General features: G+C 67.7%; 25 protein-coding genes. 12 read left to right on the top strand and 13 right to left on the bottom strand.

Annotation, left to right across the window (positions count from 1 at the left end; translation table 11 throughout):
- Positions 1 to 8: 8 nt before the first annotated feature.
- The 8 genes from U4012_RS26830 to U4012_RS26795 form a co-directional block, all read right to left on the bottom strand.
- Entirely contained in the window at positions 9 to 1,361 is a 1,353-nt protein-coding gene (locus tag U4012_RS26830) for a HipA domain-containing protein (protein ID WP_321802226.1), read from the bottom strand.
- Positions 1,361 to 1,696, bottom strand: a complete 336-nt coding sequence (locus tag U4012_RS26825; RefSeq protein WP_321802225.1) for a helix-turn-helix transcriptional regulator — start codon at positions 1,694 to 1,696, stop codon at positions 1,361 to 1,363. Before U4012_RS26825 ends, U4012_RS26830 begins: the two co-directional genes overlap by 1 nt.
- A gap of 240 nt (positions 1,697 to 1,936) precedes the next feature.
- A complete protein-coding gene (locus U4012_RS26820; RefSeq protein ID WP_321802224.1) occupies positions 1,937 to 2,377 on the bottom strand; it encodes a dihydroneopterin aldolase in 441 nt (146 codons plus the stop codon).
- The gene (locus tag U4012_RS26815) at positions 2,374 to 3,003 is read right to left on the bottom strand and encodes a sarcosine oxidase subunit gamma (RefSeq protein WP_124485109.1); all 630 of its coding nucleotides are present in this window, start codon (positions 3,001 to 3,003) and stop codon (positions 2,374 to 2,376) included. Before U4012_RS26815 ends, U4012_RS26820 begins: the two co-directional genes overlap by 4 nt.
- Positions 2,993 to 6,004 carry a sarcosine oxidase subunit alpha family protein gene (locus U4012_RS26810; RefSeq protein WP_321802223.1) on the bottom strand — a complete coding sequence of 1,004 codons (3,012 nt, stop codon included), beginning with the start codon at positions 6,002 to 6,004 and terminating at the stop codon, positions 2,993 to 2,995. Before U4012_RS26810 ends, U4012_RS26815 begins: the two co-directional genes overlap by 11 nt.
- Positions 6,001 to 6,300 (bottom strand): sarcosine oxidase subunit delta, encoded by a 300-nt coding sequence (locus tag U4012_RS26805; RefSeq protein WP_044844414.1) that lies wholly within the window; start codon positions 6,298 to 6,300, stop codon positions 6,001 to 6,003. Before U4012_RS26805 ends, U4012_RS26810 begins: the two co-directional genes overlap by 4 nt.
- Positions 6,301 to 6,326: 26 nt before the next feature.
- Positions 6,327 to 7,571: a sarcosine oxidase subunit beta family protein gene (locus U4012_RS26800; RefSeq protein WP_034180813.1), complete on the bottom strand. Its 1,245-nt coding sequence runs from the start codon at positions 7,569 to 7,571 to the stop codon at positions 6,327 to 6,329.
- Between the two features lie 15 nt (positions 7,572 to 7,586).
- Positions 7,587 to 8,972: an L-serine ammonia-lyase gene (locus tag U4012_RS26795; RefSeq protein WP_044844415.1), complete on the bottom strand. Its 1,386-nt coding sequence runs from the start codon at positions 8,970 to 8,972 to the stop codon at positions 7,587 to 7,589.
- Between the two features lie 241 nt (positions 8,973 to 9,213).
- Between U4012_RS26795 and U4012_RS26790 the strand changes: the two genes are divergently transcribed.
- The 8 genes from U4012_RS26790 (at position 9,214) to denD (ending at position 17,471) form a co-directional block, all read left to right on the top strand.
- Positions 9,214 to 10,287, top strand: coding sequence for a GlxA family transcriptional regulator (locus U4012_RS26790; protein ID WP_124485107.1), 1,074 nt, complete (start codon positions 9,214 to 9,216; stop codon positions 10,285 to 10,287).
- A 266-nt stretch (positions 10,288 to 10,553) separates the two neighbouring features.
- On the top strand, positions 10,554 to 11,258 hold the full coding sequence (locus U4012_RS26785) for a FadR/GntR family transcriptional regulator (protein ID WP_044844417.1): 705 nt from the start codon (positions 10,554 to 10,556) through the stop codon (positions 11,256 to 11,258).
- 76 nt (positions 11,259 to 11,334) lie between these two features.
- Positions 11,335 to 12,225 carry an L-threonate dehydrogenase gene (ltnD, locus tag U4012_RS26780; RefSeq protein ID WP_321802222.1) on the top strand — a complete coding sequence of 297 codons (891 nt, stop codon included), beginning with the start codon at positions 11,335 to 11,337 and terminating at the stop codon, positions 12,223 to 12,225.
- Positions 12,226 to 12,244: 19 nt separating this feature from the next.
- Complete coding sequence (gene otnK / locus U4012_RS26775; RefSeq protein ID WP_321802221.1) at positions 12,245 to 13,531, top strand: 3-oxo-tetronate kinase; 1,287 nt, start codon at positions 12,245 to 12,247, stop codon at positions 13,529 to 13,531.
- Positions 13,531 to 14,169: an aldolase gene (locus U4012_RS26770; RefSeq protein WP_321802283.1), complete on the top strand. Its 639-nt coding sequence runs from the start codon at positions 13,531 to 13,533 to the stop codon at positions 14,167 to 14,169. Before otnK ends, U4012_RS26770 begins: the two co-directional genes overlap by 1 nt.
- A gap of 140 nt (positions 14,170 to 14,309) precedes the next feature.
- Positions 14,310 to 15,635, top strand: coding sequence for an MFS transporter (locus tag U4012_RS26765; RefSeq protein WP_321802220.1), 1,326 nt, complete (start codon positions 14,310 to 14,312; stop codon positions 15,633 to 15,635).
- Positions 15,636 to 15,694: 59 nt separating this feature from the next.
- A complete protein-coding gene (otnI, locus tag U4012_RS26760; protein WP_044844421.1) occupies positions 15,695 to 16,471 on the top strand; it encodes a 2-oxo-tetronate isomerase in 777 nt (258 codons plus the stop codon).
- A gap of 28 nt (positions 16,472 to 16,499) precedes the next feature.
- Positions 16,500 to 17,471 carry a D-erythronate dehydrogenase gene (gene denD, locus U4012_RS26755; RefSeq protein WP_321802219.1) on the top strand — a complete coding sequence of 324 codons (972 nt, stop codon included), beginning with the start codon at positions 16,500 to 16,502 and terminating at the stop codon, positions 17,469 to 17,471.
- Positions 17,472 to 17,550: 79 nt separating this feature from the next.
- Here denD and U4012_RS26750 read toward each other — a convergent pair whose 3' ends face one another.
- Both U4012_RS26750 and hpnI read right to left on the bottom strand, forming a co-directional pair.
- The gene (locus tag U4012_RS26750) at positions 17,551 to 18,639 is read right to left on the bottom strand and encodes a lysylphosphatidylglycerol synthase domain-containing protein (protein ID WP_321802218.1); all 1,089 of its coding nucleotides are present in this window, start codon (positions 18,637 to 18,639) and stop codon (positions 17,551 to 17,553) included.
- Entirely contained in the window at positions 18,636 to 19,805 is a 1,170-nt protein-coding gene (gene hpnI, locus U4012_RS26745) for a bacteriohopanetetrol glucosamine biosynthesis glycosyltransferase HpnI (protein WP_321802217.1), read from the bottom strand. The genes U4012_RS26750 and hpnI overlap by 4 nt, the downstream gene beginning before the upstream one ends.
- Before the next feature lie 251 nt (positions 19,806 to 20,056).
- On the opposite strand from hpnI, the gene U4012_RS26740 reads away from it, so the two are divergent.
- Positions 20,057 to 20,371, top strand: coding sequence for a hypothetical protein (locus U4012_RS26740; protein ID WP_321802216.1), 315 nt, complete (start codon positions 20,057 to 20,059; stop codon positions 20,369 to 20,371).
- A 70-nt stretch (positions 20,372 to 20,441) separates the two neighbouring features.
- A complete protein-coding gene (locus U4012_RS26735) occupies positions 20,442 to 20,969 on the top strand; it encodes a cytochrome b (RefSeq protein ID WP_321802215.1) in 528 nt (175 codons plus the stop codon).
- A gap of 266 nt (positions 20,970 to 21,235) precedes the next feature.
- Here the strand turns inward: U4012_RS26735 and U4012_RS26730 are convergent, their stop codons facing one another.
- Together U4012_RS26730 and U4012_RS26725 are read right to left on the bottom strand one after the other, a co-directional pair.
- Positions 21,236 to 21,514 carry a DUF4148 domain-containing protein gene (locus U4012_RS26730; protein WP_257774678.1) on the bottom strand — a complete coding sequence of 93 codons (279 nt, stop codon included), beginning with the start codon at positions 21,512 to 21,514 and terminating at the stop codon, positions 21,236 to 21,238.
- Positions 21,515 to 21,585: 71 nt separating this feature from the next.
- A complete protein-coding gene (locus U4012_RS26725) occupies positions 21,586 to 21,930 on the bottom strand; it encodes a DUF4148 domain-containing protein (RefSeq protein WP_321802214.1) in 345 nt (114 codons plus the stop codon).
- A gap of 204 nt (positions 21,931 to 22,134) precedes the next feature.
- Here U4012_RS26725 and U4012_RS26720 point away from each other — a divergent pair, with 204 nt between their 5' ends.
- Positions 22,135 to 22,824 carry an aspartyl/asparaginyl beta-hydroxylase domain-containing protein gene (locus tag U4012_RS26720; RefSeq protein WP_044844430.1) on the top strand — a complete coding sequence of 230 codons (690 nt, stop codon included), beginning with the start codon at positions 22,135 to 22,137 and terminating at the stop codon, positions 22,822 to 22,824.
- Between the two features lie 28 nt (positions 22,825 to 22,852).
- On the opposite strand, the gene U4012_RS26715 is transcribed toward U4012_RS26720, so the two are convergent.
- Complete coding sequence (locus U4012_RS26715; RefSeq protein ID WP_321802213.1) at positions 22,853 to 23,794, bottom strand: LysR substrate-binding domain-containing protein; 942 nt, start codon at positions 23,792 to 23,794, stop codon at positions 22,853 to 22,855.
- 78 nt (positions 23,795 to 23,872) lie between these two features.
- Here U4012_RS26715 and U4012_RS26710 point away from each other — a divergent pair, with 78 nt between their 5' ends.
- Entirely contained in the window at positions 23,873 to 24,271 is a 399-nt protein-coding gene (locus U4012_RS26710; RefSeq protein ID WP_321802282.1) for a nuclear transport factor 2 family protein, read from the top strand.
- Positions 24,272 to 24,377: the final 106 nt, after the last annotated feature.

Raw genomic sequence — 24,377 nt, 5'->3', positions numbered from 1 at the left:
CGCGCGCGTCAGAGCAGCTCGACGTTGACCTTGGGCACCATGGGCGCAATCCGCAGCACGCGCTCGGCCTGAGCTCGCACGTACTCCGAAATACGGCGTACCCATGCACGCTCGTCGCCTGCGTACACGCCGGATTCCGCCAGTTCGGGAGCCAGCTTCCCGGCCAGCGTCGCCATCCGCGTCATTTCACGCGCAACGAGCGCCGGCCGGATCCGCGCACGATGCGCGAAGTCTGCGAGCGCGAAAGCCGTGAGCTCCTCGGTGCGAAACACATCGCCGTACGCCATCGCCATGTCCTGCACATAGGCGTCGCCGTAGACGTTCACGCACACCAGGTCGTAAAGCGGCGCCGGATCGAGCCCGCCGCTGCTGACGAAAAACGAAATGTTCTTGCCGTGCGCGTCGCTGTTGCCGATCAGCAGTTGCAACAACGCCCAGCGCAACATGGCCGAACGCGCGGCGGCGGGCGTCTCGAGAAACGGCGTCAGCGAAAACAGCTTTTCGAAGCTCACGCCTTCGCGGATATTGCGTACGTCCGCGTTGTTGCCGAGATTGCGTTCGTATTTGAGTGTCGCCGGCAAGTCGAGGGCCTGGCACCCATCGATGACATGAAGTCGCCGCACCGCGCTCACGCGCTGCGGATCCGCCGGATCGGTCGTCACGACCCGGTCGAATCGTTCGATCAGCAGAATCGGTTCGGGGATGCGCCGAATCTCGACATGCGCGACCGGCAAGCCCATGCGGGCCGCCAGCGTCATGCAGAAATGCTCGTTGGCCACCATGAACGGCGCCTGCGGGCTGCGCGACTCGGGCTTCAGAATATGCGAGCTGCTAAGCGACCCGTCGACAAGCGCATACCGTTCACCCTCGACGAGCACCTGGAGCTTGTCCTGATGGCCGGCGATCGACAGGCGTACCTGATCGTCCCAGACGGGAAACGGAATCGCATCGCGCTTGCGGATCCGATCGGTCAGCTCCTCCGCGGAGATCGGTCGGCGCACGGGTTCGAGGGCCTCAGGCGCCCGTGAGGGCGAACCGTCGTCCGGAACGAAGCTCAGCGCACCGACGGGCTCCTTGCCGAGCATTCGAATCAGGCCGAAAACGTTGTCCTTCGACATCTGATACATCGAGGCGGCCACGTCGAGTGCGCGCCCCTCGGGCAGCAGGTTGCCCACGAAGCGCTGGATCGCGCCCGACGGCGGGATCCCCCCGTCGAGCGGAATGCACGGCGACAGCGCAAACGCATCGCCGCGTGCCAGCCACGCCGGATCGTAGGAAAAGCCGTAGTCGTCGCGGCGGGCATCGTAAGTCAACTGCCCGACCGGCGAGCCATCGGCCGAGATGCGCAGAAGATGGATCATCACGGGCCCTCGGGCAATCCGGACGAGCCTGGCGGAGCGGCGCGCACCGTCGCGGTGTCACGCAATGCGTTGCGCGCCGCCGGGACGTCGCGTTTCGGCACGACGAGCAAATTGAGGCCGAAGCCGTCCAGTACCTTGAACAGCTTGTCGAGACTCACCGCGCGGCCGTTTTCGAGCCGCGACAGCACGTCCTTGGAGACGCCGAGCATGTCGGCCGCATCGTCGATCCGCATCTGGTTCTGCGCGCGCCGGTTGCGCACGAGCGCGCCCAGGGCGGCAAGGTCCGGTGCGAACGGGTCGGGTGTCGCGATGGGTTGCGGTAAGGTGCGGGCCATAATTCCGAAATTTCAGGAACAAAGCGCCGTCACAGGGAGCTGACGGCATAGTTACGCAAATATCGGAATTATAGTGGTTCAACGGCCGAACGGCTAATTGTTCCGGCATTTCAGGAATAAAATCGAGAACGGTACGCGACCGTCGATTATTCGCATATTTCAGGAATTATAAATGGAAACGGCGACGCCTCCGCGCCGCCGTCTCTTGCTGACCGGATCCCGCCGACCAGCCCTACCCGCTCAAAGCTGCCCCGCCGCCCCCGTCCACCGCAGGTAATCCCCGCGCGTCCAGTCGAGCGACACGCCCACGCGCTTCGTCCCCGGCCGGATCTTCGGCTTGTACATCGACAGCGTCAGCGACTCCAGCGCGGGCCATTCGCGGAACGACAGCACCGCGAGATCGGCGACGAGCGTCTCCAGCAGCCGCGTATGCGGCTTGTGCGACAGGAACGCCGCGACGCGCGCGCAGTACCCGTCGTAATCGATCCACTCGCCCTGCTCGCTCGGCTCGCAGCGATACCCGAGCCGCGCATCGATCACGATCGGCTGCGGCGCCTCGTGCTCGTGCGCGTGGATGCCGATCCGCGCGGGCACCTTCAGTTCGTCGACGAACACGCTCCAGCCACGCCCGCGCAGGCGCGGCGCGTCGATCGCCACGAACGGTTCGTCGAACGGCTTCATGATGCGAGCGGCGCCGCGGCGTCGAGCATGATGCGCACGAAATAGTCGGCGAAGCTGCGGCGCAGGACGATCTCGAACGTATCGTCGCCGGTCGGGATCAGCGTGATCGGCGACTTGAAGTAGTGCGACTGCGCGCACTGGCCCGGCTTGAGCACGCGCGGATGCAGGTCGAGCGGGCAGCCGCGCGCGATCACGTCGCGCACGCGTTCGCCGCTGACCTCGACGACCGTGTAGCCGCTGCCGACGTCGACGGCCGCCGCATACGAACCCTGCACGGCCTCCGCGAGTTGCGCCTCGAGCACGCCCGCCTGCACGGGCCCGTTCGAGCGCACGAGCCACTCGTCGGGACCGAGCCACAGCACGTCGTACTCGGCGCCGCGCGCCACCGTGTTCGGCACCGACGGCGGCCGGCAGCCGACCACGCGCTCGAACGCGCTGACGAATGCCGGGTCGCTCAGCTCGCCGCGCACGTTCACGAGATCGAGGAACGGCCGCTCGCGCAGCGTGAACTTCTTCGATGCGCGCGCCTGGTGCAGCTTCAGCACATCGGCCGCGCCGACGAACGGCGATTCAAGCGTCACGCCCGCGCCCGCCACCGGCGTCTGGTTTCTCGTTTCATTCCACATGCTGGCGCACCCCTTCGGTATCGTAGAAAACCGGGCTCGAGATCTTCGCGGTGATGCGCTTGCCGTTGGCCAGCGGAATCACGACGCTCTCGCCCATCTTGTTCAGGCCGCCCTTCACCACCGCCAGCGCAATCGAGCGCTTCAGGATCGGGCTGTAATAACTCGACGTCACGTGGCCGATCATCGGAGTCGGATCGACCGCCGACACCTGCGTGTCCTTCGCGATGATCTGCGCGCCTTCCGGCAGCACGAACTGTTCGTCCTCGGTCAGCAGGCCGACGAACTGCTTGCGGCCTTCCTTCGACGTATCGGAGCGCGACAGCGAACGCTTGCCGAGGAAATCCTTCGACTTCGCGACGAGCCCGCCCATCCCGAGGTCGTACGGCGTGATCGAGCCGTCGGTGTCCTGTCCGACGATGATGTAGCCCTTCTCCGCGCGCAGCACGTGCATCGTTTCCGTGCCGTACGGCGTGATGTCGAACTCGGCACCGGCTGCCATCAGCGCTTCCCACACCGCGCGGCCCGCGTTGGCCGGCACGTTCACTTCATAGGCGAGCTCGCCCGAGAAGCTGATCCGCATCACGCGCGCCTTCGCGCCCGCGACGGTGCCGTTCCGGTAGCTCATGAACGGGAACGCGTCGTTGCCGAAGTCGATGTCCTGGCAGACCTTCTGCACGACCTTGCGGCTCTTCGGGCCGACCACCGCGAACGTCGCCCAGTGATCGGTGACGGACGCGAGCCGCACCTTCATGTCGGGCCATTCGGTCTGCAGCCAGCGCTCGAGCCACGTGAGCACGCGCGCCGCGCCGCCGGTGGTCGTCGTCATCATGAAATGCTGGTCGGCGAGGCGCACCGTCACGCCGTCGTCGAACACCATCCCGTTTTCGTCGAGCATCAGCCCGTAGCGGCACTTGCCGATCTCGAGCTTGTTCCACGGGTTCGTGTACATCCAGTTCAGCAGCTTCACCGCGTCCGGACCCTGGATGTCGATCTTGCCGAGCGTCGACGCGTCGAGGATGCCGACGCCGTTGCGCACCGCGAGGCATTCGCGCTTCACGGCCGCATGCAGGTCCTCGCCCTTCTTCGGGAAGTACCACGGCCGCTTCCAGTTGCCGACGTCCTCGAACATCGCACCGTGCTCGACGTGCCATTCGTGCACGGCCGTCTTGCGGATCGGGTCGAGGAAGTCGCCCGTCTCGCGGCCCGCGAACGTACCGAACGACACGGGCGTGTAGTTCGGGCGGAACGTCGTCGTGCCCGTTTCCGGAATCGTCTTGCCGAGCGCCTGCGCGAGGATCGCCATCCCGTTGATGTTGCCGAGCTTGCCCTGATCGGTGCCGAAGCCCATCGCGGTGTAGCGCTTCACGTGCTCGACCGACTCGAAGCCTTCACGCGCGGCCAGCAGGATGTCGGCGGCCGCCACGTCGTTCTGGAAGTCGACGAACTGCTTCGGCCCGCGTGCGGCGGCCTCGCGGCTGCCGACGAGCCACAACGGCTGCAGCGCACCTTCGACGGTTTCCGCGACCTGCGGCGCGACGGGGCGCTGCGCGGCCGTGAAGCCCGCGGCCTTCGCCGCTTCGGCGCCCGCGTCGACCGCGAGCCGCAGCGCACGGGCGAGACCGAACTCGCCCGCGGCCGCACCGACGCTCGCTTCGGCCTGCACGGGCTTGCCCGGCAGGAAGCACGCCTTCTCGTCGCTCCAGCACGCCTTGCCGCCCGACTGCGCGAACAGGTGCAGCACCGGGCTGAAGCCGCCCGACATCGCGACGAGGTCGCACGACAGCGACTGCAGCTTGCCGCCGGTCTGGCCGTTCGAGTAGGACGCGACGTCGACCGACGATACGCGCCACTTGCCCGAAGCGGCCGTCACGACCGCACCGCTCATCACCGTCACGCCCTGCCGCTTCGCGGCCGCGGGCAGCGCGCCGTTCGACGACGCACGCGAGTCGACGACGGTCACCTTCGCACCGCACGCCTTCAGGTCGAGCGCGGCCTGGTACGCACGGTCGTTGTTCGTGAACACGACCACGTTGCGGCCCGGCAGCACGCCGTAGCGATGCACGTAGGTGGACACCGCGCCGGCGAGCATCACGCCCGGCAGGTCGTTGTTGCCGAACACGATCGGACGCTCGTGCGCGCCGGTCGCGAGGATCACGCGCTTCGCGCGGACCTTCCACAGCAGCTCGCGCGTGCCCTTGCGCATCGACACCGGCTGGTGATCGGTCAGGCGCTGCGTGACCGTCACGAGGTTGTGGTCCTGGTAGCCGAACGCCGTGCTGCGCGACAGGATCGTCACGTCGGGCAGCTTGCGCAGCTCGGCCTCGATCTTCTCGACCCACTGCAGCGCGGGCTTCGCGTCGATTTCCGCGCGGCACGACAGCAGGCTGCCGCCGAGTTCGCGCTGGTCGTCGACGAGGATCACGCGTGCGCCGGCGATCGCTGCCGCATGCGCGGCGGCGAGGCCCGACGGGCCACCGCCGACCACGAGCACGTCGCAGTGCGCGTAGCATTTGTCGTAGCGATCGGCGTCGAGCACTTCGGGCGCCTTGCCAAGGCCGGCGGCCTCACGGATCTTCTCTTCGTACTTCGGCCACATGTTGCGCGGCCACATGAAGGTCTTGTAGTAGAAGCCCGCCGGCATGAAGCGCGAGAACTTCTGGTTGATCGCGTACTTGTCGTTCTCGAGCGACGGCTCCGCGTTCACGCTCGTCGCGACGAGGCCCTGGTACAGCTCGATCTCGGTCGCGCGCGCGTTCGGCACCGTGTACGGGCCGGTTTCGAGCTGCACGACGGCATTCGGTTCCGCGACATCCGCCGTCACGATCCCGCGCGGACGGTGGTACTTGAAGCTGCGCGCGACGAAGTGCACGCCGTTCGCGAGCAGCGCGGACGCGAGCGTGTCGCCCTGGAAGCCCTGGTACGTGCGGCCGTTGAACGTGAACGTCAGCGGAATCGCGCGATTGATGCGGCCACCGGTGCCGAGGCGGTCTTTCTGGCTCATTTGCTCGTGCCCTCTTCGTGTGCGTTGCCGGTGGCAGCCCCACCGAACTTTTCGTAGCCCTTGATATCGTAGGTCACCGTGTCGCGCGTCACCTTGAACCAGCGGCGGCAGCCCTGCGTGTGCAGCCATTGCTCCTTGTGCAGGCCGCGCTTGTTCTCGCGCATGAACACGTATTCGCCCCATTCGCGGTCGGTCATGGTCTCGTTCGCGACCGGGCGCACGATGTCGGCTTCACCGCCGCACGTGAACTCGGATTCGGCGCGCGGCCCGCACCACGGACATTCGATCAGCAACATGTTTCTTTCTCCAATGGTCGTCGGGTTTAGTGCGCAACGGCGGCAGCGCCGTGTTCGTCGATCAGGTGGCCCGTGTAGAAGCGGTCGAGCGCGAACGGGGCGTTCAGCGGATGCGGTTCGTCGCGGGCGATCGTGTGCGCGAACACCCAGCCCGAGCCCGGCGTCGCCTTGAAGCCGCCGGTACCCCAGCCGCAGTTGAAATAGAGGCCCTTCACGTCGGTCTTGGTGATGATCGGGCAGGCGTCCGGCGACACGTCAACGATGCCGCCCCACTGGCGGTTCATCCGCACGCGCGAGAACACCGGGAACATCTCGATGATCGCCTGCAGCGTGCTCTCGATGATGTGGAAGCTGCCGCGCTGGCCGAAGCCCGTGTACTGGTCGATACCGGCGCCGATCACGAGGTCGCCCTTGTCGGACTGGCTGATGTACGCGTGCACCGCGTTCGACATGATCACCGAGTTCACCACCGGCTTGATCGGCTCGGACACGAGCGCCTGCAGCGGGTGGCTTTCGATCGGCAGGCGCACGCCGGCCATGTCGGCGAGCGTCGTCGTGTTGCCGGCTGCGACCACCGCGACCTTCTTCGCCTTGATGAAGCCCTTCACCGTGTCGACGCCGACCACCGCGCCGCCTTCGCGGCGAATGCCCGTCACCTGGCAGTTCTGGATGATGTCGACGCCGGCGCGGTCGGCGCCGCGCGCGAAGCCCCAGGCCACCGCGTCGTGACGCGCGACGCCCGCACGGCGCTGGATCGAGGCGCCGAGCACCGGGTAGCGGCTGTTCAGGTTGATCGTCGGCTCGATTTCCTTGATCTGCGCGGGCGTCAGGAATTCGGCGTCGACGCCGTTCAGGCGGTTCGCGTTCACGCGACGCTCGGTGTCACGCACGTCCTGCAGCGTGTGCGCGAGGTTCATCACGCCGCGCTGGCTGAACATCACGTTGTAGTTGAGGTCCTGCGACAGCCCTTCCCACAGCTTCATCGCCTTCTCGTACAGCGCGGCCGATTCGTCCCACAGGTAGTTCGAGCGCACGATCGTCGTGTTGCGCGCGGTGTTGCCGCCGCCGATCCAGCCCTTCTCGAGGATCGCGACGTTCGTGATGCCGTGCTCCTTCGCGAGGTAGTACGCGGTCGCGAGGCCGTGGCCGCCGCCGCCGACGATCACGACGTCGTATTCCTTCTTCGGTTCCGGGCTCTTCCACTGCTTTTCCCAGTTCTCGTGATACGAGAGGCCGTTGCGGAACAGGCTGAATATCGAGTAGCGGCTCATGTTAGTGATCCTTCGTTAGCATTCGATGACGTTCACGGCAAGACCGCCGCGCGACGTTTCCTTGTATTTCGTCTTCATGTCGGCCCCCGTCTCGCGCATCGTCTTGATCACCGAATCAAGCGAGACGTAGTGCTGGCCGTTACCCTTGAGCGCCATGCGCGACGCGTTCAGCGCCTTGATCGCGCCCATCGCGTTGCGTTCGATGCACGGAATCTGCACGAGCCCGCCTACCGGATCGCAGGTCATGCCGAGGTTGTGCTCCATGCCGATCTCGGCCGCGTTCTCGACCTGGTCGGGCGTGCCGCCCATCACCGCGGCCAGCGCGGCGGCGGCCATCGAGCACGCGACGCCCACTTCGCCCTGGCAGCCGACTTCCGCGCCGGAGATCGACGCCGTTTCCTTGTAGATGATCCCGATCGCCGCGGCCGTCAGCAGGAATTCGACGATGCCGGCTTCGTTCGAGCCCGGCACGAACTTCACGTAGTAGTGCAGCACCGCGGGAATCACGCCGGCCGCGCCGTTGGTCGGCGCGGTGACGACCCGGCCGCCCGCCGCGTTCTCCTCGTTGACGGCCATCGCGTACAGGTTGACCCAGTCGAGCATCGACAGCGGATCGCGCAGCGACTCCTCCGAACGCGCGCGCAGGCGGCCGTTCAGTTCGGCCGCGCGGCGCTTCACGCGCATCGGGCCCGGCAGCTCGCCCTCGACCTTGCAGCCGCGCTCGACGCATGCGGCCATCGTGCGCCAGATCGCGAGCAGCCCGGCGCGCACTTCGTCCTCGGGGCGCAGCGCGCATTCGTTGCGCAGCATCAGTTCGGCGATCGACAGCCCGTGTTCGCGGCACTGGCGCATCAGGTCGTCGCCGGTGCGGAACGGATACGGCACCTCGACCGCCGCGCGCACGCCGTTCACGCGATCGCCGTCGCGGTTCACGACGAAGCCGCCGCCGACCGAGTAATACTCTTTCTCGACGAGCAGCTGGCCGTGCTCGTCGAACGCCTGGAAGCGCATCCCGTTCGGATGCACGATGCTCGTGCCGCTCATCAGCTTGCGGTAGAAGCCGATGTTCTCCTTCTCGTCGAAGCGGATCGTCTGCTTGCCGAGCAGCGCCAGCGACTTCTCCGCGCGGATCGCCGCGAGCCGCGGCTCGATCAGGTCCGGATCGATCGTGTCCGGCAGGTGGCCCTCGAGGCCGAGCAGCACCGCCTTGTCGGTGCCGTGGCCCTTGCCCGTTGCACCGAGCGAGCCGTATAGTTCGACCCGCACGCGGCGCACGAAGCCGAGCAGGTTCGCGTCCTCGATGTGCGACGCGAAGCGGCACGCGGCGATCATCGGGCCGACCGTATGCGAACTGGACGGGCCGATGCCGATCTTGAACAGGTCGAACGCGCTGACGTTCATCTGGCTTCCTCTGGGTGGGCGTACGTGAAATGTCGTTGGCATCAGTACATCAAAGCGTAAAATTGGCCGATAGAACAAAAACGGCATCGGCGTGGGATACCGCCGCCAAGCCCCGCGCAGGACGGCCGGAAAGTGCGTTTTGACGATGATCGGCGACGCAAAACCACAAGTCGGCCGGCGCGCCCGCAAGCAGAGTGCAACAAGTGAGACCCGCCTTCCCGGCGTGACGAGATTGACCGCGATGACACCCGACGTACCCGCTTTCCCCCTCGCCGAACCTGCGCCGCGGCGCATCCGGTTCGGCATCGTGCTGCTGCCGAACTTCACGCTCACGGCCTTCTCGGGTTTCGTCGACATGCTGCGGCTGTCGGCCGACGACGGCGACTACAGCAAGCCGGTGCGCTGCGCGTGGAGCGTGATCGGCGAAACGCTGGCGCCGGTGCGCGCGAGCTGCGGGATCCAGATCACGCCGTGGGAAACCTTCGAGAGCGCCGAGCCGTTCGACTACGTGGTCGTGGTCGGCGGGCTGCTGCATTCGGGGCCGCAAGCCGGCCCCGAAACGCTCGAGTTCGTCCGCCGCGCGGCGGCGGACGGCGCGACGGTCGTCGGCATCTGCACGGGCGTGTTCACGCTGATGCGCGCGAACGTGCTCGATGGCTACCGCACCTGCGTGAGCTGGTTCCACTACTGGGATTTCATCGAGCGCTTCCCGAACGCCGATCCGGACCTCCTGATCGCCGATCGCCTGTTCGTGATCGACCGGCGCCGGATCACCTGCTCGGGCGGCCGCGCGTCGATCGACGTCGCCGCCGCGATCCTGCTGCGCCATTTCGACCATGCGACCGTGCAGAAGGCGCTGCGCATCCTGCTGGTCGGCGAGATGCAGAAAGGCAATGCGCCGCAGCCGCATCCGCCGGGCCTCGAGCCGGCCACGCATCCGAAGGTCAAGCGCGCGATTCTCCTGATGGAACAGCATGTCGGGCGCGCGCTGCCGCTCGAGGAGCTCGCGTGCAAGCTGGACATGTCGACCCGCCAGCTCGAGCGGCTGTTCAAGGCCGAGACGGGCAAGAGCCCGCAGGCATTCGCGAAGCAGGTGCGGCTGCGCACGGCCGCGTGGCTGCTGACCAGTTCCGACCGCACCGTCGCCGATATCGCGTCGAGCTGCGGGTTCGCCGACGCGTCGCACCTCGGCCGCGAGTTCCGCAAGCAGTTCGGCGTGCCGCCGGCGACCTATCGCGAGCGCGGCGGGGAAGTCGCGGAAGGCGGTATGTCGGCGGCGACCGATCCGGACCCCGTGGAAGACATCGCCGACTGATTGACGATCGCGCGCGCCGCCGGCGCGCGGCTTCGTTCTTCGTTCTTCGTTCTTCGCCTCGGCCCCGCCGTTCGCCGTTCACCTCCGCCCTCCCTTCGCCCGCCAACCGCACATCGAACCCGGCACAATCGCCACATTTCCCCGCCATTTGGAACCGGTTCCAATCCATTTGACCGACGTTGCACCCATTGATCGAGGGTTATTCCGGATGCTGACGCACCTTCAAATTTGTATGATGACCACATCACCTTACAAACCAGAGCGCCATGTTCGAGAAAATTCCCGCCCGTGCGATGAGCGACCACGTCGCACAGCAGCTGCTGAAGCAGATCGAAGCCGGCAGTTTCTCGGCCACCGGCAAGCTGCCGACGGAAGCCGTGCTCGCGCAGGAATTCGGCGTGAGCCGCACCGTGATCCGCGAGGCGATCTCGCGCCTGAAGAACGAAGGCGTGGTCGAGCCGCGCCAGGGCAGTGGCGTGTACGTGAACCAGCACGGCGCGATCCGGCCGCTGCGGATCGACTACGCGGAAGCCGTCGAGGCGAGCTCGCTGCCGCACCTGCTCGCGGTGCGCCGCGCGATCGAGGCTGAAGTCGCGGCCGAAGCCGCGCTGCATCACACCGCCGACGACATGGCCGACATCGACGACGCGCTGCGCAAGATCGACGACGCGGTGGCCGAAGGGCGCGACGGCGTCGCGGAAGACGTCGCGTTCCACCGCACGATCGCGGCCGTTACCGGCAACCCGTATTTCCTGAAGACGCTGCAGTTCCTGAACCAGTACCTCGAGGCCGGCGTGAAGGTCACGCGGCGCAACGAAGCGACGCGCGAGGATTTCTCGCGGCAGGTGCGCGATGAGCACGCGGCGATCGCGGACGCGATCCGCGCACGCGACCCGATGGCGGCGCGCAACGCGGCGCGCACGCACATGTACAACGCCGCGCGCCGCCTCGCGGAAGCCGGCATCTGTTGATGAACGAATGCGGCGGCCCGGGCCGAACCGGCGCCGTCGTTGTCCCGAACCTCTCCCGAATCGATCAAGGTTGACCATGTCACGAAATGTTGGAGTCATCGGCCTCGGCGCGATGGGCCTCGGCGTCGCCCGCTCGCTGCTGCGCGCGGGGTTCAACGTGCACGCCTGCGACGTGCGCGACACCGTGCTGCAGGCATTCGCGGCCGAAGGCGGCGTGGCCTGCGCGAACCCGGCCGAACTCGGCGCGCAGTGCGACGTCGTCGTCACGCTCGTCGTCAATGCCGCGCAGACCGAAACGGTGCTGTTCGGCGAGCACGGCGCGGTCGCGGCAATGAAGCCGGGCGGCGTCGTGATCGCGAGCGCGACCGTCGCGCCCGACTTCGCGGTCGCGCTCGGCGCGCGCCTCGAGGCCGCGGGCCTGCAGATGCTCGATGCACCGGTGTCCGGCGGCGCCGCACGCGCGGCCTCCGGCGAGATGACGATGATGACGTCGGGCCCCGCCGCCGCATATGCAGCTTGCGACGACGTGCTCGCCGCGATCGCCGGCAAGGTGTATCGCCTCGGCGACGCGCACGGCATCGGCTCGAAGGTGAAGATCATCAACCAGCTGCTGGCCGGCGTGCATATCGCGGCGGCCGCCGAGGCGATGGCGCTGGGCCTGCGCGAAGGCGTCGACGCCGACGCGCTGTACGACGTGATCACGCACAGCGCCGGCAACTCGTGGATGTTCGAGAACCGCGTGCCGCACATCCTGAACGGCGACTACACGCCGCTGTCGGCCGTCGACATCTTCGTGAAGGATCTCGGCCTCGTGCTCGATACCGCGCGCCGCAGCAAGTTCCCGCTGCCGCTGTCGGCCACCGCGCACCAGATGTTCATGAGCGCATCGAGCGCCGGCCACGGCGGCGAGGACGATTCCGCCGTGATCAAGACTTTCCCCGGCATCACGCTGCCGCCCGCCCGCTGATTCGAACGACGTTCCCGCCATGACCGCTTCCGCTTCCCGCCCCCTGCTCGGCTGCATCGCCGACGATTTCACCGGCGCGACCGATCTCGCGAACATGCTCGTCAAGAGCGGCATGCGTACCGTGCAGACGATCGGCGTGCCCGCCGGCGGCACCGCAGTCGATGCCGACGCGATCGTCGTCGCGCTGAAGTCGCGCACGATTCCCGCCGCCGACGCCGTCGCGCAATCGCTTGCCGCCTACGAATGGTTGCGCGCGCAAGGGTGCCGCCAGTTCTTCTTCAAGTATTGCTCGACGTTCGATTCGACCGACGCGGGCAACATCGGGCCGGTGGCCGACGCGCTGCTCGATGCGGCCGGCGGCGACTTCACGATTGCGTGCCCGGCGTTCCCGGAGAACGGCCGCACGATCTATCGCGGCCACCTGTTCGTCGGCGACGTGCTGCTGAACGAATCAGGGATGGAGAACCACCCGCTCACGCCGATGAAGGACGCGAACCTCGTGCGCGTGCTGCAACGGCAGACGAAGTCGCAAGTCGGCCTGATCCGCTACGACACGATCGCGCTGGGTGCGGCCGCCGTGCGCGAGCGGATCGAGCAGCTGCGCGCGGAAGGCGCGCGCTTCGCGATCGCGGACGCGCTGTCGGATCACGACCTCTACGTGCTCGGCGAAGCGTGCGCAGGCCTGCCGCTCGTCACCGGCGGCTCGGGCGTCGCGCTCGGCCTGCCCGCGAATTTCCGCCGCGTGGACCAACTGCCCGAGCGCGACAACGCGGCCTCGCTGCCGCAGATCGACGGATTGTCGGCGGTGCTCGCCGGCAGCGCGTCGAAGGCGACCAACGCACAGGTCGCCGCGTGGCGCGAAAGCCGGCCGAGCTTCCGGATCGATCCGCTCGCGGCCTCGCGCGGCGAACCCGTCGTCGACGCGGCACTCGCGTTCGCACGCTCGCACCTGCCGCAGCCCGTGCTGATCTACGCGACCGCGACGCCCGACGAAGTGAAGGCCGTCCAGCAGGCGCTCGGCGTCGAAGCGGCCGGCCATCTCGTCGAAAGCACGCTCGCGGCGATCGCCCGCGGCCTGCGCGACCTCGGCGTGCGCAAGTTCGTCGTCGCCGGCGGCGAGACGTCCGGCGCGGTCGTGCAGGCGCTCGACGTGAAATCGCTGCAGATCGGCGCGCAGATCGATCCGGGCGTGCCGGCGACGGCCACCATCGACGCGCAGCCGCTCGGCCTCGCGCTGAAATCCGGCAACTTCGGCACGGTGGACTTTTTCGACAAGGCGCTGCGCGCGCTCGACGGAGCCGCATGATGAGTCAAGAAGCGACACTGCGCGAAGAGATCTGCGTCGTCGGCGCGAGCCTGTATGCGCGCGGCCACGCGGTCGGCAGCGCAGGCAACATCAGCGCGCGCCTGGACGACGGCTGGTTGATCACGCCGACCGACGCGTGCCTCGGCCGCCTCGACCCGAACGACATCGCGAAGGTCGGCCTCGACGGCCAGCCGGTATCGGGCGGCAGGCCGTCGAAGACGCTTGCGCTGCATCGCGGGATCTACGCGCGCAACGCGCAAGCGCACGGCATCGTCCATACGCATTCGACGCACCTCGTCGCGCTGACGCTCGCGGGCGTGTGGCGCGACACCGACGTGCTGCCGCCGCTCACGCCGTACTACGTGATGAAGGTCGGCCACATTCCGCTGATCCGCTATCGCCGCCCCGGCGACCCGGCCGTCGCGGCCGAAGTCGCGGCGCTCGCCGACCAGGTGCGCGGCGTGCTGCTCGACCGCCTCGGCCCGGTGATGTGGGGTCCGTCGGTGTCGCACGCATCGTATGCGCTCGAGGAACTCGAGGAAACCGCGCGGCTGTGGCTGATGACGGACCCGAAGCCCGAGCCGCTGCCCGACGCCGCGCTCGACGAACTGCGCCAGGCCTTCGGCGCGCGCTGGTAACGCAACGCATCGCGTATTCGAATCACGCAGGACTCCGTAACGATTCCCATGCCCGCCGTGTGCGCGGGCCCTTCCGTCAGCACACACACACGATCCGGCGGCGTACGCGCCGCCGGCATACGACATCTCTGGAGACGACGATGACTGCTCTCGACGCGGCCGCAAGCCGCTCGCCCGCCGCGCCCGCCCAATCGGGCGAGCTCGACCGCACCTACAGGAAAGTGTTCTGGCGGATCGTGCCGTTCCTGATGCTCTGCTACGTGGTCGCGTATCTCGACCGCGTGAACGTCGGCTTCGCAAAGCTGCAGATGTCGCAGGACCTCGCGTTCAGCGAAACCGTGTTCGGCCTCGGCGCCGGCATCTTCTTCCTCGGCTACTTCCTGTTCGAGCTGCCGAGCAACCTGCTGATGCACCGCATCGGCGCGCGCATCTGGATCGCGCGGATCATGATCACGTGGGGCCTGCTGTCGGCGGTGTTCGCGTTCGTGAAGACGCCGACGCAGTTCTACGTGCTGCGCTTCCTGCTCGGTCTCGCGGAAGCCGGCTTCTATCCGGGCGTGATCCTCTACCTCACGTACTGGTTCCCGTCGCATCGGCGCGCGAAGATCATCGCGGTGTTCATGTCCGCGATTCCGGTGTCGGGCATCTTCGGCAACCCGCTGTCCGGCTGGATCATGGAGCGCTTCCACGGCGGCTCGGGCTTTCACGGCTGGCAATGGATGTTCGTGATCGAAGCCGTGCCGGCGCTGCTCGTCGGCATCGCGACGATCCTGTATCTCGACAACGGCATCCGCAGCGCGAAGTGGCTCGACGCGCGCGAGAAGCAGCTGCTCGAGGACGAAATCGCCGCGCAGCCGCAGGAACAGCAGCAGCACGGCCATTCGCTGAAGGCCGTGTTCGCCGACCCGCGCATGTGGTGGATGTCGCTGATCTACTTCGCGTTCGTCACCGGCCAGTACGGCCTGACGTTCTGGATGCCGACCCTCGTGAAATCGACCGGCATCACCGATACGCTCCAGATCGGCCTGCTGTCGGCGATCCCGTTCGTCGTCGCGATCGTCGTGATGAACCTGTTCGGCCACAGCGCGGACAAGCGCCGCGAACGCCGCTGGCACCTGATCGTGCCGGCGCTGATGGGCGCGGTCGGGTTTGCGGTCGCCGCGTCGTACTCGCACAATACGGCGGTGTCGATCGTGTTCCTGTCGCTCGCGGCGGGCGGCGTGCTGACCTGCGCACCGCTGTTCTGGTCGCTGCCGACCGCGTTCCTCGCCGGCTCCGCCGCGGCCGCCGGGATCGCGATCATCAACTCGGTCGGCAACCTCGCCGGGTTCGCGAGCCCGTACGTGATCGGCTACCTGAAGGACCTCACGCACAGCACGTCGTCCGGCATGTACGTGCTGGCCGGCATGCTCGTGATCGGCGCGATCGCCGTGTGGCTCACGCCCGCGAAACTCGTGAACCGCTGACCCTTCATTCGACGCGGGGCGCCGGGCGCCCCGCCCCATTCATTCACCGGACCGCTGCCATGCCCCGCTTCGCCGCCAACCTCTCGATGATGTACACCGAGCACGCGTTCCTCGAACGCTTCGCCGCTGCCTCGCACGACGGCTTCAAGGCCGTCGAGTACCTGTTCCCGTACGACTTCGCCGCCGAGGACATCCGCGCGCGCCTCGACGCGCACGACCTCGAGCAGGCGCTGTTCAACGCGCCGCCCGGCGACTGGGCCGCCGGCGAACGCGGGATCGCATCGCTGCCGGGCCGCGAGGACGAGTTCCGGCGCGGCATCGACCAGGCGCTCGACTATGCGCGCGTGCTCGGCAACAAGAAGCTGCACGTGATGGCCGGGATGGTCGCGCCGGGCGCAGACCGCGCGCGCCATCGCGACACCTACGTGGCGAACCTGCGGCATGCGGCGCAGGCGGCCTCCGCGCACGGCATCACGATCCTGATCGAGCCGATCAACCAGCGCGACATGCCCGGCTATTTCCTGAGCCGCCAGGACGATGCGCACGACATCCGCGCGGAAGTCGGCGCGCCGAACCTGAAGGTGCAGTTCGACTGCTATCACTGCCAGATCGTCGAGGGCGACCTCGCGATGAAGCTCAAGCGCGATTTCGCGGGCATCGGCCACATCCAGATCGCCGGCGTGCCCGAGCGTCACGAGCCGGACATCGGCGAACTCAATTACCCGTATCTGTTCGCGCTGATCGACGCGCTCGGCTACGACGGCTGGATCGGCTGCGAGTATCGCCCGAAGGCCGGCACGTCCGAGGGCCTCGGCTGGCTCAGGCCGTACCTGTAATTTCCGCATTCCTCAGAGGGCAAAGAACATGAAAGTACTGATCACCGGCGGCGCCGGCTTTCTCGGCCAGCGTCTCGCGCGCAAGCTGCTCGAACGCGGCGAGCTGACCGGCCCCGACGGCCGGAGCAGCAGGATCGACGAGCTGGTGCTGCTCGACGTCGTCGAGGGCAGCGATTTCGGCGACGCGCGCGTGACGTCGATCGTCGGCGACATCGCCGATCGCGCGGTGCTCGAAAGCGCGATCGACACGCAGACGGGCGCGATCTTCCACCTCGCGGCGATCGTCAGCGGGCAGGCCGAAGCCGATTTCGATCTCGGCATGCGGATCAACCTCGACGCATCGCGCACGCTGCTCGAAGTGTGCCGCGCGCGCGGCCATCGTCCGCGCGTCGTGTTCACGAGTTCGGTGGCCGTCTACGGCGGCGTGCTGCCCGACGTCGTGCGGGACGATACCGCGCTGAATCCGCAATCGTCGTACGGCGCGGAAAAGGCGATCGCCGAGCTGCTGCTCTGCGACTACGCGCGCCGCGGCTTCGTCGACGGCCGCGTGCTGCGGCTGCCGACCATCAGCGTGCGGCCGGGCCGCCCGAACGCGGCTGCGTCGTCGTTCGCGAGCGGCATCATCCGCGAGCCGCTGAACGGCGAGGAAAGCGTGTGCCCGGTGCCGGGGTCGACGCGGCTGTGGCTGCTGTCGCCGCGCGGCGCGATCGACGCGCTCGTCGCCGGTTGCGAGCTCGACAGCGACAAGCTCGGCAACAAGCGCGTGATCAACCTGCCCGGCCTGTCGGTGTCGGTCGACGAGATGATCGCGGCGCTGCGCGAAGTCGCGGGCGACGAGGTCGTGAAGCTGATCCGCCATGCACCGGACGAACGCGTCGAGAAGATCGTCGGCAGCTGGCCGGGCCGCTGGGATACGACGCGCGCGGCAGCGCTCGGGCTGAAGGGCGACACGTCGTTCGCGGACGTCATCCGCAGCCATCTCGCCGACGAACGGCGTTGACGGCCGCGCCGCCCGGCAGGCAAGCGACCGCCCCGGCGTCGCTGCCGCCTGCCCGGCAGGCCGGCAACGTCGGGCTGCATCAGCGCGGCCCGGCGGACTCCCCGACGTGCATCGATGCGCGCTTCGCGCCGGATGGCGAGCGCGCCGCGCCGGCCGCATGCTGCCACGCGAGCAATCCCGGCAGATAGAACAGCAGATCGCGCACTCGTCGCGCGCCGGCGAGCGCCAGACAGGTCGGCGCATCGAACCCGAGCAGCCCGCCGATCAGCACGAACCCGCCCTCCTGCACGCCCAGCCCGCCCGGCATCAGGAACGCGAGGCTGCTCAGCAGCTGGATCAGCGCTTCGATCGCGAGCGCCTGGGCGAACGTCGGATCGGCGCCGAGGAAACGCAGCGCGAGCCAGATTTCCAGCGCATAGCCGGCGAACTGCAGCGTCTGCCAGATCACCAGATAGCGGACGACGATACCCGTCTTGCGCCAGATCACAAGGATCGACTGATCGGTGCGTGCCGATTCGCCGACCAGCGCCACCACCTTGCCGCTCGTGACGCGGTTGACCACGCGCATCGCGCGCTCGAACGGCCGCGCGTGCTGAACCAGTGCGAACAGCAGCAGCACCGGCACCAGCGCCGCCATGCCGATGGCGAGGCGCGCGGCCACCTGCGCGGCATCGGACGATACGTGTTCGAGCACGTAGCCGATCGCGACCAGCGCGAACACGAGCTGGCTGATCAACGTCAGCTGCATGTCGGCGACGAGGCTCGCCACGGCGGTCGCGGGGCGTACGCCCGCCTGCCGCAGCAGGCCGAACGACACGATCTCGCCGCCGATTCGCGCGACCGGCAACAATCCGTTGATCGATTCGCGGATCCACACGAGCTTGAGCATCGTCGCGAACGACGGCCGGCGCGGGCCGCGGATCAGCATCCGCCAGTCCCACGCATTCGCGAGCATCGGCAGGATGTGGGCCAGCGCGGCGACCAGCAACCCGGCGCCGGCGATCCTCAGCCGGTGCAGGATTTCCAGCGGATGCTCGCGCCAGACCAGCCACACCGCGAGCACCAGCCCGGCCAGCGCCGCCGCGCGCCCCGCTTGCCGCAGGCGCGCGTCGCGACGCGCGGACCGCCGGTCCGCGCCTTCGAGGTCGGCATGCGTGTCGTGCGTCATGATTTCCCCGCGGGCGACAGCAAGCCCTCGCGATCGACGCGAAAGCGCGTGCCGCGCCAGACGACGTGCGACGAGAAGAAGCTCGACACGAACACCACGAACTGCAGGAAATCGACGAACGGCAACCAGAGCGCGCCGCGCAGACCCGCGCCGGTGGCGCGGCTCGTCTTCAACATCAGCAACGCCCGCGCGACGAACGCCGCGAACGCCAGCCCCCAGGCGGCGAGCGTGCCTCCGGAAAACAGCACGGCCAGCACCGCCAGCGGCAACGGGTGCATCAGCACCGACCCGGCGTGACCGAGCCGGTCCGCCGCGCGGATCGTGCAGCTCCAGCGCAATTCGTGCGCGTACAGCGTGGCGAACGTCTCTTCGACACAGGCGTGCCCGACGACCAACGGCGGGACGACGACTTGCGCGCCGATCTGCCGCACCGCTTCGCCGAGCGCGTGATCCTCGGCCAGGTGATGCGCGAAACGCGCGAGCCCGCCGATGCGTTGGAGCGTCGCGCGCGTGATCGCAATCGTCTGGCCAAAGCACGGACGGGCGCGCCCGATGAAAAGCCCGGTGATGACGCCCGGCAGGAAATGGTAGTTCGTCATCGCGACGGCGACACCGGGCCAGAAGCCCGGCGACGGGATGCCGCGATACACGCTCGTCACGATGCCGACTTCCGGCTGCTGCAGCGCGCCGACGACGGCACGCAGATAATCGCGCTCGACCAGCACGTCGCTGTCGGCGAGACACAGCACTGAATGTTCCGCGTGTTCGAGCATGTTGACGAGATTCGCGATCTTGCGGTTCGGCCCGTACAGTCGCGCGTCGGCGACGACCTTGATGTTCGCGTCCGGATGGCGCCTGCGCAACGTTTCGACGGCCGCGAGCGCCGCGTCGCCCGCATCGTGCACGCCGAACAGATGCTGTACCGGCCCCGGATAATCCTGCACGAAGAAGCTTTCGAGATGCTGTACGAGATTCCATTCGTCGCCGTGCAGCGGCTTCGCGACGGTCACGCCCGGATAATCGCACGGCACCGCCCGCGCGCGGGAAAAGAACCGGCCGACCAGCACGCTGGCCGTGACCGTGTAGGCAATGCCGAGCAACACGCCCAGTCCGCAGGCGATCGACATCGCGCCGGCCATCGCGTGCAGCAGATGCAGCAAGATCATGCTTCTCCCCAGTGGTGGCCCAATGACCGCGACGCGCCGGCCGGCACGCGCGAACGCGCGCTCACCCGGACACGCCGCCGTATCGATTCCCGTTGAGCCGGATATCAAGGACGACCAACCGACGGTACGCGCAATCAGATGACACGACTACCGTACGGCGATCGATTCCGGTCATGCGCACATAGCCGCGAACGCCCGCGGCCCTGAACGCCGCGTGGGCCACCTTACGGGCCGACAGGATCGCGGTCGCGATGACGGTCCGGATGCGGAATGTCATCGCCGTGAAAGACGCTTCGGGTACGCTCGGCGCAAACAGCGCAACCGGCACGACACATCCCCTGGTGGCGCTCGCAACCGACGATCCGGCGCACCACCAGCCCGGTAGCGGGCCCGGGCTGTCGATCGTCGGGCGCATCGCGCGATGGTTCGGCGGCCGCGTGCGGTTCGGGCACGGCATCGGCGGATACGGCCCCGGCGTCGCGATCGTGTTGCCGTCGGCCGACGCCGCCCGGGTCGAGAGCGCACATGCGTCACGGGGCGAATCCGATGCGCAGCCGAACGCTTAACGTTTTGTTAAGGATTCGGCCGTAGAATCCTCCGGAAGATACGGTCCCCACCCGCTTGCCAGGAGCTTTCATGTCTACCTCCGCCCGATACGATGCAGTCGCACGCCTTCTCCACTGGCTGATCGTGGCGCTCGTCGTCGCGCAGTATGCGATCGGCTGGACGATGCCCGACGTGCATCGCGATACGCAACCGGTCGGCCTGATCGCCGCGCACCTGATCGTGGGCACCGCGCTGCTCGCCGCGATGGCTTGCCGCGTACTCTGGCGCGTGACGCATCGTCCGCCCGCCGACCAACTGTCGCCCGCGATGCGCGCCGTGTCCGGCGCAACGCACTTCGGACTCTATGCGCTGCTGATCGCGGTGCCGTTGCTCGGCTGGATCAATGCGTCGTCGCGCGCGTGGGCCGTGACGCTGCTCGGCATCGTGCCGCTGCCCGCGCTGTCGGCGGCCGGATCGGGGTTCGGGCATGCGATGGGCGACGTGCACGGCATCCTCGCGTGGGTGCTGTTCGGCGGCATCTGCGTTCACGTCGCGGCCGCGGTCGCACATCGTTTCATCCTGCGCGACCAGGTCATGCAGCGGATGATGCCCTGGTAATCCCACCGCCGGCATCGTTGCACGTCATCGCGGACAGCAGTCCGCCGATGGCGGATCGCATCTCGCCCGCATCGCCGCTCATCCCGCGATCCACCTGCGCGCCCAACGGAATCGGGCAACGAGACGGTCGCGGCGCCGCGCGAAGCGGCGCGCGATCGACGGCCTGACCGTCCGTGCCGTTCGACCGGGCCGCGTGCCGCGAACGGCATGCGTATCGCCGCACCGCGAACACGACGGCCTGAAGACACACACGTACATGTCGGCTCCTAGTTGCCGGCCTGCGCCGGCATGACGGAGGCCGGCGCAGGCGCGGCGGCCGAAGCCGCCATCCTCGCGCGATCCTGCTCGGCGAGCTTCGCCTGCGCGGCCTGAATGTCCGCCGGATATTCGCCGTCATCCCCCTTCGACGGATCGTACCCGGCCGCTTCCAGACGAATCAGCTCCTCGCGAACCTGGGCACGCGTGAGCGGCGCATTCGATTGCGCGAATGCGGACTGACCGGAGATTGCACCGATCATCATCAGTAGTGCGATATAAGTTTTCATCATCAACTCCTTCAATGTTGCGTGCCGATCAACCTTCGTGAATGTCGAACCCGCCGCGGCGGTCCGCTGCGTCAGCTTCCGAAATACGGCGTGCAAAAGCTCTCGGGGCCGACGCATGCGGCCGGGCGCGGGCGGGTCGGTTGCGCCGCCGGCCTGCCCGCATCGGACGTCCCCGCCGGATCGCCGCCGACCGCGGTTTCGGCCTGATGCCGAGGCAGTTGCCCGGCCTGCTGCTGGAACAGCGGACTTACGTCCGGATACGACGTATCGGTCACGTAGCGCAGCCCGTTGGTTTCGGCGTCGATCAGTTGCTGCCTGACCTGCGCGCGCGTCAGTGCCTGTGCCGACGCAGGCGTCGCGACACTCGCGACGGACATCGCCGCCACCGTGGCGGCCACCAGCCAATGCGTATTCATGCTCCACTCCTTCGGAAGTCAACGAAACGAGGTGCTACACCCGTATGACGACGCGGGGCGTACGTTTATTCCCGGAATGCCGGAGCGCTCGCACCGGACCTTCACCGATCTGTCATTCTTTCGTCAGCCGGCGTAACCTGAGGTAACGCAGGCCCCACCGCGCGTGGGGCAGACTGACGACACCTTGTGGATCGCCCCTCGATCATGTCCGTCGCTTACGACTATGCAGCCGGCCTGCTTCGCACGCTGTACGACCGCCATCTCGACGGCGGCGCCGTGCTCGATACGGCCGCGTTTCCCGACGCCGAGCGATTCGTTCGTGCGTGGCCGGCCATTCGCGCGGAAGCGCTGGCCGTCGCGCGCGACCTGCCGCGCATCCCGCGCTTCCACGAGATCATGCGCGAGCAGCACGACATCTCGGCCAACGATGCGCGCGACTGGCGGATGTTCATCATGCAGGCTTACGGCCAGCCGTTCCCGCGCAACCTGTCGCGCTGCCCGACCGTCGAATCGATCGTCGCGGCGTCGCCGGACGTGCTGTCCGCATCGCTGTCGTTCCTCGCGCCCGGCAAACACATCCCGCCGCATCGCGGGCCGTTCCGCGGCATCCTGCGCGGTTATCTTGTGCTGTCGATGCCGAAGCGCGCGGATGGCACGCCGGCCGCCGTGCTGAAGGTCGACGGCCGCGACTACCGGCTCGACGAAGGCTGCTTCCTGCTGTGGGACGACACCTTCGTGCACGAAGTGTGGAACGACAGTGACGAAGTGCGGATCGTGCTGCTGCTCGATATCCGCCGGCGCGGCATGCCGCGCTTGCTGATGTGGCTGTCGAATGCGGTGATCGGCGTCGTGCGGCTCGGGATCAGGGTGCGGGGGCGGTCGATTCCGGTTTAGCAACCCGCCCGGCGCACGCGCGTTGCGGTCAATCCTCGCACGCAAGCCGCGTCAGCACCTCCGTGAGCGCTTGAATCGCGGGTTGTGCGGCGCGCTGCACCGGGTACACGAGGTAATAGCCCAGACCGTTGCGCACCACCTCCGGAAACGGCGCGATCAGCGCGCCGGCTTCCAGCCGATCCGCCGCCATGCGCGGATCGCCGATCGCGACGCCGTGCCCGTCCGACGCGGCCGTCAATGTCAGCTCGAGCGTATCGAACACGAGCCCGGTGCCCGGGTCGACCTGCGTTGCGCCGACGGCGTCCAGCCAGCATCGCCATTCGTCGGGATTGCTGGCGGGATGCAGCAGTGTCGCGTGCGCGAGATCGGCGATCGACTTCAGCGCCGCGCCCGCCTCGCGCGTACACATCGGCGTGAGGCATTCGTCGAACAGCGGCACGGCCACCATGCCCGCCCAGCTTCCGCTGCCGCGCACGACGATCGCATCGAAACCGGCGTCGGTGAAATCCGGCGTGTCGTCCGCCGACGTGTGAATGCGCAACTCCGTGCGCGGCAACGCATGATTGAGCGCCGACAGCCGCGGCAACAGCCAGCGAATCGCGAACGTGGAGGGCAAGCGCAATGTGAGAGTCGACGCGGCATGCGCATGCGCGCTCGCGTGTTGCGCCAGTTGCGAGAGTACGTCGACGGCCACCGTCAGCAGCGCGCCGCCTTCCGTGGTCAACGTCAATCCCGACGCATGACGGACGAACAACGCACACCGGTAATGCGCTTCCAGTTGCTGCACCTGACGGCTCACCGCACCCTGGGTCCGGCACAGATGCTCGGCCGCGCGGTTGAAGCTGCCGAGTTCGGCGGCGGCGACGAACGCCTGGAATGCCGTCAGCGGCGGCAGCGCACGGGTGAGATCCGCGAGCGGATATGCGCGGGCGGCATACCCGGGTTGCGGATTATTCGTTTGTTCGGTCATCGCTGCATCGCTATCGTGGTTGAACCGGTTCGCGACGGCTGTCGTGGCTGGCTCGTCAACAATCAGCGGAGAAATACCATGGTCTCGTCGTCCGACGCACTATACACGCGGCAGGTCGATACCTACCTCAAAGCGCTCGAGAGCGGCGACGTCGCCGCGATCTGCGCATTGTTCACGCCGGATGCGCAGATATTTTCGCCGTTCCTCGGCTGGATGTCGCCACTGCCCTTCTTCGAAAAAGTCGCGGCGGCCTCCGGACAAAGCCGGATCACGCCGATCGACATCTGCGTCAGCGCCACGGGCGCACGTCGGGCCACCGGCTATTTCGTCTACGACTGGGGACTGAAGGACGGCACCGCGGTGCAATTCGAGTGTGTCGACGTCTTCGAATTCGACGACGACGCGCGCATCGAGCGCATGATCATCGTCTACGACACCTATCCGATCCGCAGTACGGTCGGCGACAAGTACGCATAGCGCAGCGACGGGATCGGGCGCCCCGGCCGTTGCGCGGCGCAGCAACGGCGCCGCGCCGCCGGCCGCACGGCAATGTCGCTGCCGGCCCGATCGATCGCCTACACTA

Origin of the sequence: Burkholderia sp. BCC1988 (genome assembly GCF_905339895.1) — a bacterium.
Classification (GTDB): Bacteria; Pseudomonadota; Gammaproteobacteria; order Burkholderiales; family Burkholderiaceae; genus Burkholderia.
The sequence above is the reverse complement of the archived record's forward strand: the minus strand, read 5'-3'. Positions and strand labels throughout refer to the sequence as shown.

What these genes read in the sequence shown, in the direction of transcription:
- U4012_RS26830 (WP_321802226.1), bottom strand. Translation starts at nt 1,361, where the DNA reads ATGATCCATCTTCTGCGCATCTCGGCCGATGGCTCGCCGGTCGGGCAG.
- U4012_RS26825 (WP_321802225.1), bottom strand. Translation starts at nt 1,696, where the DNA reads ATGGCCCGCACCTTACCGCAACCCATCGCGACACCCGACCCGTTCGCA.
- U4012_RS26820 (WP_321802224.1), bottom strand. Translation starts at nt 2,377, where the DNA reads ATGAAGCCGTTCGACGAACCGTTCGTGGCGATCGACGCGCCGCGCCTG.
- U4012_RS26815 (WP_124485109.1), bottom strand. Translation starts at nt 3,003, where the DNA reads ATGTGGAATGAAACGAGAAACCAGACGCCGGTGGCGGGCGCGGGCGTG.
- U4012_RS26810 (WP_321802223.1), bottom strand. Translation starts at nt 6,004, where the DNA reads ATGAGCCAGAAAGACCGCCTCGGCACCGGTGGCCGCATCAATCGCGCG.
- U4012_RS26805 (WP_044844414.1), bottom strand. Translation starts at nt 6,300, where the DNA reads ATGTTGCTGATCGAATGTCCGTGGTGCGGGCCGCGCGCCGAATCCGAG.
- U4012_RS26800 (WP_034180813.1), bottom strand. Translation starts at nt 7,571, where the DNA reads ATGAGCCGCTACTCGATATTCAGCCTGTTCCGCAACGGCCTCTCGTAT.
- U4012_RS26795 (WP_044844415.1), bottom strand. Translation starts at nt 8,972, where the DNA reads ATGAACGTCAGCGCGTTCGACCTGTTCAAGATCGGCATCGGCCCGTCC.
- U4012_RS26790 (WP_124485107.1), top strand. Translation starts at nt 9,214, where the DNA reads ATGACACCCGACGTACCCGCTTTCCCCCTCGCCGAACCTGCGCCGCGG.
- U4012_RS26785 (WP_044844417.1), top strand. Translation starts at nt 10,554, where the DNA reads ATGTTCGAGAAAATTCCCGCCCGTGCGATGAGCGACCACGTCGCACAG.
- ltnD (WP_321802222.1), top strand. Translation starts at nt 11,335, where the DNA reads ATGTCACGAAATGTTGGAGTCATCGGCCTCGGCGCGATGGGCCTCGGC.
- otnK (WP_321802221.1), top strand. Translation starts at nt 12,245, where the DNA reads ATGACCGCTTCCGCTTCCCGCCCCCTGCTCGGCTGCATCGCCGACGAT.
- U4012_RS26770 (WP_321802283.1), top strand. Translation starts at nt 13,531, where the DNA reads ATGAGTCAAGAAGCGACACTGCGCGAAGAGATCTGCGTCGTCGGCGCG.
- U4012_RS26765 (WP_321802220.1), top strand. Translation starts at nt 14,310, where the DNA reads ATGACTGCTCTCGACGCGGCCGCAAGCCGCTCGCCCGCCGCGCCCGCC.
- otnI (WP_044844421.1), top strand. Translation starts at nt 15,695, where the DNA reads ATGCCCCGCTTCGCCGCCAACCTCTCGATGATGTACACCGAGCACGCG.
- denD (WP_321802219.1), top strand. Translation starts at nt 16,500, where the DNA reads ATGAAAGTACTGATCACCGGCGGCGCCGGCTTTCTCGGCCAGCGTCTC.
- U4012_RS26750 (WP_321802218.1), bottom strand. Translation starts at nt 18,639, where the DNA reads ATGACGCACGACACGCATGCCGACCTCGAAGGCGCGGACCGGCGGTCC.
- hpnI (WP_321802217.1), bottom strand. Translation starts at nt 19,805, where the DNA reads ATGATCTTGCTGCATCTGCTGCACGCGATGGCCGGCGCGATGTCGATC.
- U4012_RS26740 (WP_321802216.1), top strand. Translation starts at nt 20,057, where the DNA reads ATGACGGTCCGGATGCGGAATGTCATCGCCGTGAAAGACGCTTCGGGT.
- U4012_RS26735 (WP_321802215.1), top strand. Translation starts at nt 20,442, where the DNA reads ATGTCTACCTCCGCCCGATACGATGCAGTCGCACGCCTTCTCCACTGG.
- U4012_RS26730 (WP_257774678.1), bottom strand. Translation starts at nt 21,514, where the DNA reads ATGAAAACTTATATCGCACTACTGATGATGATCGGTGCAATCTCCGGT.
- U4012_RS26725 (WP_321802214.1), bottom strand. Translation starts at nt 21,930, where the DNA reads ATGAATACGCATTGGCTGGTGGCCGCCACGGTGGCGGCGATGTCCGTC.
- U4012_RS26720 (WP_044844430.1), top strand. Translation starts at nt 22,135, where the DNA reads ATGTCCGTCGCTTACGACTATGCAGCCGGCCTGCTTCGCACGCTGTAC.
- U4012_RS26715 (WP_321802213.1), bottom strand. Translation starts at nt 23,794, where the DNA reads ATGACCGAACAAACGAATAATCCGCAACCCGGGTATGCCGCCCGCGCA.
- U4012_RS26710 (WP_321802282.1), top strand. Translation starts at nt 23,873, where the DNA reads ATGGTCTCGTCGTCCGACGCACTATACACGCGGCAGGTCGATACCTAC.